This is a genomic window from Tamilnaduibacter salinus, assembly GCF_003096655.1.
GTDB lineage: Bacteria > Pseudomonadota > Gammaproteobacteria > Pseudomonadales > Oleiphilaceae > Tamilnaduibacter > Tamilnaduibacter salinus.
Map to the genome: position 1 here is coordinate 1 of NZ_QEKQ01000019.1, position 1,962 is coordinate 1,962.

The following is a 1,962-nucleotide window of genomic DNA, read 5'->3' on the forward strand; positions in this document are numbered from 1 at the left end:
GATGAACAAATAGACTGGGGATTTATCGCTGAAATCGGCTCATCTCCGGATAGAGACCGGGAATCGGTGTTCAAGCCCGGTTATTCAGAGGTTCCCTAGTGGCGTGCAGCAATTCTCCCTTCAGCGTCTTGAAGAAGGACTCCACCTCCGCATTGTCAGTGCAATGGCCCGGCCGGCTCATGCTGTGATGCACCCGATGCTGTTTCAGCAATCGTTGGGTCTTATGGGCGCGGTATTCGACACCTCGGTCCGTGTGAAGCAATAAACCAGCAGCAGGCTTCCGGGTCTGGAAAGCCTCTCTCAGGGTGGCTCTGGAGAAGTCCGCACTCAGGCTCTCACCCAATCGCCAGCTCAGCACTCGGCGCGAGAACAGATCCAGCACGACCGCCAGGAAGACGTACTTCGAGCCCAGCTTGATATAGGTGACGTCGCTGCTCCATTGTTGATCGACAGCGCCCGGTGAAGGAGCCTCCAGACGGTAATTGGGCAATGCTTTGAGCTCATGGCGGCGCCTCGCCAAGCGCCGGTAAACACGAGTGACGCGGGCCTTCATGCCCCATTGCTGCATGACCTTCGCGACTCGGTTTTCGCCCACCGTGATGCCCTCACGGCGCAACGCCTGGTGTACCCGCGGGCTGCCGTACCGCCCCTCGCTGTCATCGTAGATCCTGCGGACCTTGGACAGCAGAGCAGCCCGCTCGGCCGCTCGTTTGCCGGGCTTTCGGTTGACCCAGGCATAATAGCCAGCGCGTGACACACTCAGGTGCCGGCAAAGCGCTTTTATGCTGTATCGCTGTCGGTGTTTCCAGACGAACCGGAACGCTTCCGTCGTTCCTCGGCCTGAAAACGTTGAAACTTTTTTAGGACGTCGTTTTCCTCCTCAAGCTCCGCAATCCGGCGTTTGAGGCGGGTGACTTCATCCTGCTCCCTGATCTGTTCCTTGGCCTCGGCAGGCGCTTTCTTGACCCGTTTCATGGCGAACTTTCCCTCCCGGTACTCCTTCCGCCAGCGTGACAGCATGAATGGGTGAATATCCAGCGCTTGCGCCACCCCTTGAACGCTTCGGTGGGCCTGGTGACTCCACTCCACCGCCTTGACCTTAAACTCGGTGCTGTAACGTTGTGTCTTCTTCCCCGTAATCATCGCGGGCATCGGTTTTCTCCTCCGTCGGAGTTATCGATGCGTGTCCACTAAAGTGGGGGAAGTCCACGGTCCGCTGCGGCCCCTTGTTAGGGCTATTTTGCTCCGGCATATTGCCACCACATGATCTTTGACAGCCCAACCAATTGTTCTTCTCCTGCATCTCTCGAGAGCTTGATCTCATCTATTCCTGGGAAAAAGCCTTCCTGTAGGGGGTTCGATGCAAAAGGGTTTGTAAAGTATCTGTGGTTTCCACACTCCGGATCAAAAACCACAACACCCGAGATTGATGTGTTTCCCTGCTTTGTTAGTGCAGCATTCCCGCGTGGCAAGTGATTCATCTCGCTGCGGGTTCCATTAAAAAATTCTACTCCTACATCTCCAAGCATTGCCCTCGCCACAGTAAGGGCTGTGAAAAAGTTGCTTGAAAAATTCATTGTCACCAGAACAACTGGATCACTTGGTTTGGTCTTTTTGAATTTTTTCCGAAGATCTCTCAAATCCTCTCGAATATGGGAAAAAGCATCAATCTCATTGCCGGTCTTCGAACGGGAATCCCGAACTTCCTTTACATCACACAATACAACAGAGGACGTTTCTACCCGAAAATCAACATTGCTATTTCCAGACACCGGGTAATGCCTTTCAAATCTAATATTAAAGTCATCTAGGTATGCGGCAAATAATCCTTCCGAAATTTCAGCGTGCATCAGATTTCGTCCTTGCCCTAACGAGGCTGTAGAAAAACGCTCCCCAGAGCCCCCATCCCAGCCTTTTTGTGTCGTTCATTGTTCCCCAACCTATGGCTGGGCTTTTCCTGTT

2 protein-coding genes and 1 pseudogene are annotated in these 1,962 nt (G+C 53.5%); all 3 read right to left on the reverse strand.

The features are described 5' to 3' along the window. Nucleotides 1-70: 70 nt before the first annotated feature. Nucleotides 71-799: pseudogene (locus C8D92_RS15540) on the reverse strand (IS3 family transposase); the annotation flags it as partial. Continuing rightward, complete coding sequence (locus C8D92_RS15545; protein ID WP_095611657.1) at nucleotides 781-1,152, reverse strand: transposase; 372 nt, start codon at nucleotides 1,150-1,152, stop codon at nucleotides 781-783. The gene C8D92_RS15545 and the pseudogene C8D92_RS15540, both read right to left, overlap by 19 nt. A gap of 83 nt (nucleotides 1,153-1,235) precedes the next feature. Continuing rightward, nucleotides 1,236-1,850, reverse strand: coding sequence for a hypothetical protein (locus C8D92_RS15615; RefSeq protein WP_133243143.1), 615 nt, complete (start codon nucleotides 1,848-1,850; stop codon nucleotides 1,236-1,238). Nucleotides 1,851-1,962 lie beyond the last annotated feature (112 nt).

Coding starts and splice junctions, on each gene's coding strand:
- C8D92_RS15615 (WP_133243143.1), bottom strand. CDS start 1,850: ATGCACGCTGAAATTTCGGAAGGATTATTTGCCGCATACCTAGATGAC.
- C8D92_RS15545 (WP_095611657.1), bottom strand. CDS start 1,152: ATGCCCGCGATGATTACGGGGAAGAAGACACAACGTTACAGCACCGAG.